Source organism: Cribrihabitans marinus (genome assembly GCF_900109035.1).
Lineage (GTDB): Bacteria > Pseudomonadota > Alphaproteobacteria > Rhodobacterales > Rhodobacteraceae > Cribrihabitans > Cribrihabitans marinus.
In genome coordinates, this window is the sequence record NZ_FNYD01000026.1 from 1 (window position 1) to 6,193 (window position 6,193).

2 tRNA genes and 3 rRNA genes are annotated in these 6,193 nt (G+C 55.3%); all 5 read left to right on the forward strand.

The features are described 5' to 3' along the window. Positions 1 to 325 precede the first annotated feature (325 nt). The 5 genes from BMX57_RS20150 (at position 326) to rrf (ending at position 6,159) form a co-directional block, all read left to right on the forward strand. Positions 326 to 1,789: ribosomal RNA gene (locus BMX57_RS20150) — 16S ribosomal RNA — on the forward strand. A 188-nt stretch (positions 1,790 to 1,977) separates the two neighbouring features. Then, positions 1,978 to 2,053: transfer RNA gene (locus tag BMX57_RS20155), tRNA-Ala, on the forward strand. Between the two features lie 132 nt (positions 2,054 to 2,185). Beyond that, positions 2,186 to 2,262: transfer RNA gene (locus tag BMX57_RS20160), tRNA-Ile, on the forward strand. A gap of 638 nt (positions 2,263 to 2,900) precedes the next feature. Beyond that, a 23S ribosomal RNA gene (locus BMX57_RS20165) occupies positions 2,901 to 5,840 on the forward strand. Between the two features lie 204 nt (positions 5,841 to 6,044). After that, positions 6,045 to 6,159 (forward strand): 5S ribosomal RNA (rrf, locus tag BMX57_RS20170). Together the 16S, 23S and 5S rRNA genes with 2 tRNA genes alongside form the textbook arrangement of a ribosomal RNA operon. Positions 6,160 to 6,193 lie beyond the last annotated feature (34 nt).

The window sequence follows — 6,193 nt, forward strand, 5'->3', positions numbered from 1 at the left end:
GCTCTTTGACATTTTGGATATCTGAAGAGATATGCGGGCGGTTTGGTTCATTTCGATGGATTGAGTGTCTGTATGTCGCGCCGGTAGGGGCCTTGTGTTCCGATGACCGGTGTCAGCTTCACTGTTTTGCGGCTTTTGTTTCTTCGGAGACTGAAGCACAAGACAGATGACTTTCGGTGCGTCCCCGCCTAGCCGGGTGGGGTGATCTGTTTCGGTGATTGGGGTGTTGGTTGCGCGAGCGACTGATGCGCTCAAGTAGCGGAGCGGTAGCGCACTGAAGATGTGCAGAGGTTCGACTGTCAAGGATACGTCTTTCGGGGCGTTTCAACTTGAGAGTTTGATCCTGGCTCAGAACGAACGCTGGCGGCAGGCTTAACACATGCAAGTCGAGCGAGACCTTCGGGTCTAGCGGCGGACGGGTTAGTAACGCGTGGGAACGTGCCTCTCTCTACGGAATAGTCCCGGGAAACTGGGTTTAATACCGTATACGCCCTTTGGGGGAAAGATTTATCGGAGAGAGATCGGCCCGCGTTAGATTAGATAGTTGGTGGGGTAACGGCCTACCAAGTCTACGATCTATAGCTGGTTTTAGAGGATGATCAGCAACACTGGGACTGAGACACGGCCCAGACTCCTACGGGAGGCAGCAGTGGGGAATCTTGGACAATGGGGGCAACCCTGATCCAGCCATGCCGCGTGAGTGATGAAGGCCTTAGGGTCGTAAAGCTCTTTCGCCTGTGAAGATAATGACGGTAGCAGGTAAAGAAACCCCGGCTAACTCCGTGCCAGCAGCCGCGGTAATACGGAGGGGGTTAGCGTTGTTCGGAATTACTGGGCGTAAAGCGCACGTAGGCGGATTAGCAAGTTGGGGGTGAAATCCCGGGGCTCAACCCCGGAACTGCCTCCAAAACTGTTAGTCTTGAGTTCGAGAGAGGTGAGTGGAATTCCGAGTGTAGAGGTGAAATTCGTAGATATTCGGAGGAACACCAGTGGCGAAGGCGGCTCACTGGCTCGATACTGACGCTGAGGTGCGAAAGTGTGGGGAGCAAACAGGATTAGATACCCTGGTAGTCCACACCGTAAACGATGAATGCCAGACGTCGGGCAGCATGCTGTTCGGTGTCACACCTAACGGATTAAGCATTCCGCCTGGGGAGTACGGTCGCAAGATTAAAACTCAAAGGAATTGACGGGGGCCCGCACAAGCGGTGGAGCATGTGGTTTAATTCGAAGCAACGCGCAGAACCTTACCAACCCTTGACATCCCGGGACCGGCCCAGAGATGGGTCTTTCACTTCGGTGACTCGGTGACAGGTGCTGCATGGCTGTCGTCAGCTCGTGTCGTGAGATGTTCGGTTAAGTCCGGCAACGAGCGCAACCCACATCCTCAGTTGCCAGCAGTTCGGCTGGGCACTCTGGGGAAACTGCCCGTGATAAGCGGGAGGAAGGTGTGGATGACGTCAAGTCCTCATGGCCCTTACGGGTTGGGCTACACACGTGCTACAATGGTGGTGACAGTGGGTTAATCCCCAAAAACCATCTCAGTTCGGATTGTCGTCTGCAACTCGACGGCATGAAGTCGGAATCGCTAGTAATCGCGTAACAGCATGACGCGGTGAATACGTTCCCGGGCCTTGTACACACCGCCCGTCACACCATGGGAGTTGGGTTCACCCGAAGGCCGTGCGCCAACCTTTCGAGGGGGCAGCGGACCACGGTGAGCTCAGCGACTGGGGTGAAGTCGTAACAAGGTAGCCGTAGGGGAACCTGCGGCTGGATCACCTCCTTTCTAAGGATGTTCCTGGCATCTCGAGCTTGCTCTTGATCGTGGAACACTTAGCAAGAGACGCAATCAAAGCGTCTCAAACCATCAGGTCCTCAAGTAGCCGAATAGGCGGTAGGACACTGATGAGAACTGGACCGTCCTCATATCTCTTCAGGAAATCAGGATCTTGCGGTTGGCGCGGGATCCGGCAAGGGGCCTTAGCTCAGCTGGGAGAGCGCCTGATTTGCATTCAGGAGGTCAGGAGTTCGATCCTCCTAGGCTCCACCAAGCCTTTTGCGAGGCGCGGAGCATTGTGCCGCCGGCCCTTTGAGAAAACCACATGCCGGGCAGGCCCTTCTCGGGACATTCCTTCGGAATACCCTGCCAGGGCGACGCCGATCCCGCGAGGCGGGATCAGCTGGGTCGGTAGCTCAGGTGGTTAGAGCGCACGCCTGATAAGCGTGAGGTCGGAGGTTCAAGTCCTCCTCGACCCACCACCGTTTCTTTTTGCGCAGCAAAATGAAACGAGCCACGGTTGCAGGCAGCACGGAGCGGCAGTTGCTTTTGCGGAGCAAAAGCAATGAGAGCGGGTCCGGTCTTTGTCCTGGTCATCCAGAACACACTTCTGAGCATTCCCTGGAATGCTGAGATGTCTGTTCTCAACAGGCTACGGAGTGCGAACGCGCATCCTATTCGAGGATACGCTGTCTCGCACCCAAACGGTCTCCTTCGGAGATCATTTGACATCGTATAGAGAGAAATCAATCAACACTGTTTGACCGTGCCGAGTGTGGCATCGGTCTCGGTCGGTTCTGTCCTTCGGGGCAGGCGGCGCAGGTTGGGTCTAGCCGGCCCGAGTTTGCGTATCCCGGTCGAAACGAACAGAGTTGTCCAAGTCAAGTAAACTAACCTGGCTCATGTCTTGCACGGACATGGGCCGAAAGTGTCATTCCTTCGGGAATGACGCGGGATAGTATGCTTCTGGTTCAGAAAGAAAGGCGACCTTTAGTTACCAGCTGGGTTGCCGGATCGATGCAGGGCGATCCCCGCAGGCCGAGAGGCCGAAGGGGATCACGCACTCAAGTAGCCGAATAGGCGGTAGTGCACGTTGTGCAGTCTTTCTCTTTCTGGATCGGATCAAGCGCGAGAAGGGCGTTTGGTGAATGCCTTGGCAGCAAGAGGCGATGAAGGACGTGATACTCTGCGATAAGCCATGGGGAGCCGAGAATAGGCTTTGATCCATGGATTTCCGAATGGGGCAACCCACTTGATTACATTCTGTTATTGCTTCGCAATAACGCACACTCCGTGCCTGCTCAATGCAGGTACACCGATCCTTGCGGATCGGCACCGGGCGTTGCGGCGAAGTGGTTATCAGGGTGTAGAACCAAGTATTTATGACCTGAATACATAGGGTTATAAAGGCGAACCCGGGGAACTGAAACATCTAAGTACCCGGAGGAAAGGACATCAATTGATACTCCCCCAGTAGCGGCGAGCGAACGGGGACCAGCCGAGCCGGATGAGTGAGAAGAACCAGTTGGGAAACTGGGCCATAGCGGGTGACAGCCCCGTATTCGAAGCTCTGACGGACGTATTAAGTAGGGCGGGACACGTGAAATCCTGTCTGAAGATCGGAGGACCACCTTCGAAGGCTAAGTACTCCTTGCTGACCGATAGTGAACCAGTACCGTGAGGGAAAGGTGAAAAGCACCCCGACGAGGGGAGTGAAACAGTACCTGAAACCGAACGCCTACAATCAGTCGGAGCCTCCTTGCGGGGTGACGGCGTACCTTTTGTATAATGGGTCATCGACTTGGTCTCACGAGCAAGCTTAAGCCGTTAGGTGTAGGCGCAGCGAAAGCGAGTCTTAATAGGGCGTCGAGTTCGTGGGATCAGACCCGAAACCGAGTGATCTAGGCATGGCCAGGTTGAAGGCAAGGTAACACTTGCTGGAGGACCGAACCCACATCCGTTGAAAAGGATCGGGATGAGCTGTGCCTAGGGGTGAAAGGCCAATCAAACTCGGAGATAGCTGGTTCTCTGCGAAATCTATTTAGGTAGAGCGTCATCCGAATACCCCGGGGGGTAGAGCACTGGATGGGTAATGGGGCCCCACAGGCTTACTGATCCTAACCAAACTCCGAATACCCGGGAGTACTAGATGGCAGACACACTGCGGATGCTAACGTCCGTAGTGGAGAGGGAAACAACCCTGACCTACAGCTAAGGCCCCCAATTCATGGCTAAGTGGGAAAGCAGGTGGGACGACCAAAACAACCAGGAAGTTGGCTTAGAAGCAGCCATCTTTTAAAGATAGCGTAACAGCTCACTGGTCTAAACAAGTTGTCCTGCGGCGAAGATGTAACGGGGCTCAAGCCATGAGCCGAAGCTTAGGATGCGCATAGCGCATGGTAGCAGAGCGTAGTGTGACATAGAACTCATCCTGTATTGCCGCCGGTTATGCGGCGCGGGCAACCGCGCTCAAGTAGCCGAACAGGCGGTAGCGCAGGAGAGAGTTCTTTCGATGAAGCGGGCGCGTGAGCGATCCCGTGGAGAGATCACTAGTGAGAATGATGACATGAGTAGCGACAAAGAGTGTGAGAGACACTCTCGCCGAAAGTCCAAGGGTTCCTGCTTAAAGCTAATCTGAGCAGGGTAAGCCGGCCCCTAAGCCGAGGCCGAAAGGCGTAGGCGATGGGAACCAGTTTAATATTACTGGGCCAGGAGGATGTGACGGATTGCGGATGTTGTTCGACCTTATCGGATTGGTCGGGCCGCTGAGCAGTTCCAGGAAATAGCCCTCCATCAGACCGTACCCTAAACCGACACAGGTGGACTGGTAGAGCATACCAAGGCGCTTGAGAGAACGATGTTGAAGGAACTCGGCAAAATACCTCCGTAAGTTCGCGAGAAGGAGGCCCGGTTCCTAGGCAACTAGGGGCTGGGGGCACAAACCAGGGGGTGGCGACTGTTTATTAAAAACACAGGGCTCTGCGAAGTCGCAAGACGACGTATAGGGTCTGACGCCTGCCCGGTGCCTGAAGGTTAAAAGGAGAGGTGAGAGCCTTGAATTGAAGCCCAGGTAAACGGCGGCCGTAACTATAACGGTCCTAAGGTAGCGAAATTCCTTGTCGGGTAAGTTCCGACCTGCACGAATGGCGTAACGACTTCCCCGCTGTCTCCAACATCGACTCAGCGAAATTGAATTGCCTGTCAAGATGCAGGCTTCCCGCGGTTAGACGGAAAGACCCCGTGCACCTTTACTACAGCTTCGCACTGGCATCAGGATTGTGATGTGCAGGATAGGTGGTAGGCTTCGAACCCGGGACGCCAGTTCCGGTGGAGCCTCCCTTGAGATACCACCCTTCGCACTCTTGATGTCTAACCGCGGTCCGTCATCCGGATCCGGGACCCTGCGTGGCGGGTAGTTTGACTGGGGCGGTCGCCTCCTAAAGCGTAACGGAGGCGCGCGAAGGTTGGCTCAGAGCGGTCGGAAATCGCTCGTTGAGTGCAATGGCAGAAGCCAGCCTGACTGCAAGACTGACAAGTCGAGCAGAGTCGAAAGACGGCCATAGTGATCCGGTGGTCCCGAGTGGAAGGGCCATCGCTCAACGGATAAAAGGTACGCCGGGGATAACAGGCTGATACTGCCCAAGAGTCCATATCGACGGCAGTGTTTGGCACCTCGATGTCGGCTCATCTCATCCTGGGGCTGGAGCAGGTCCCAAGGGTACGGCTGTTCGCCGTTTAAAGAGGTACGTGAGCTGGGTTTAGAACGTCGTGAGACAGTTCGGTCCCTATCTGCCGTGGGTGTAGGATACTTGAGAGGAGTTGCCCCTAGTACGAGAGGACCGGGGTGAACGATCCACTGGTGGACCTGTTATCGTGCCAACGGTAGTGCAGGGTAGCTATGATCGGACAGGATAACCGCTGAAGGCATCTAAGCGGGAAGCCCCCCTCAAAACAAGGTATCCCTGAGGACCGAGGTAGACCACCTCGTCGATAGGCCGGAGATGTAAGCGCAGCAATGCGTTCAGTTGACCGGTACTAATCGTCCGATAGGCTTGAACCGATCCAGAAACAGAAAGACTGGAACCAGACCAAGCATACAAAATCCCAAACACAACGACATGGACAACACCGCCGCTTCCGCACACGGCAGAAGCGACGGTGTTGATTGACAACCGAGCAGGAACGCGCACCCACTTCGTGGACACGCTGCCTCCTGCCCGTCGCGTTTTGCTCCGCAAAACCGCGACGTGGAGTTTTTCCTCGGTTTGGTGATCATAGCACGCGTGAAACACCCGGTCCCTTTCCGAACCCGGTCGTTAAGCACCGAAGCGCCAATGGTACTCGGGCTCAAGCCCCGGGAGAGTAGGTCATCGCCAAACCTAGTAAAAACTCCAATACCTCTCCTACGATGAA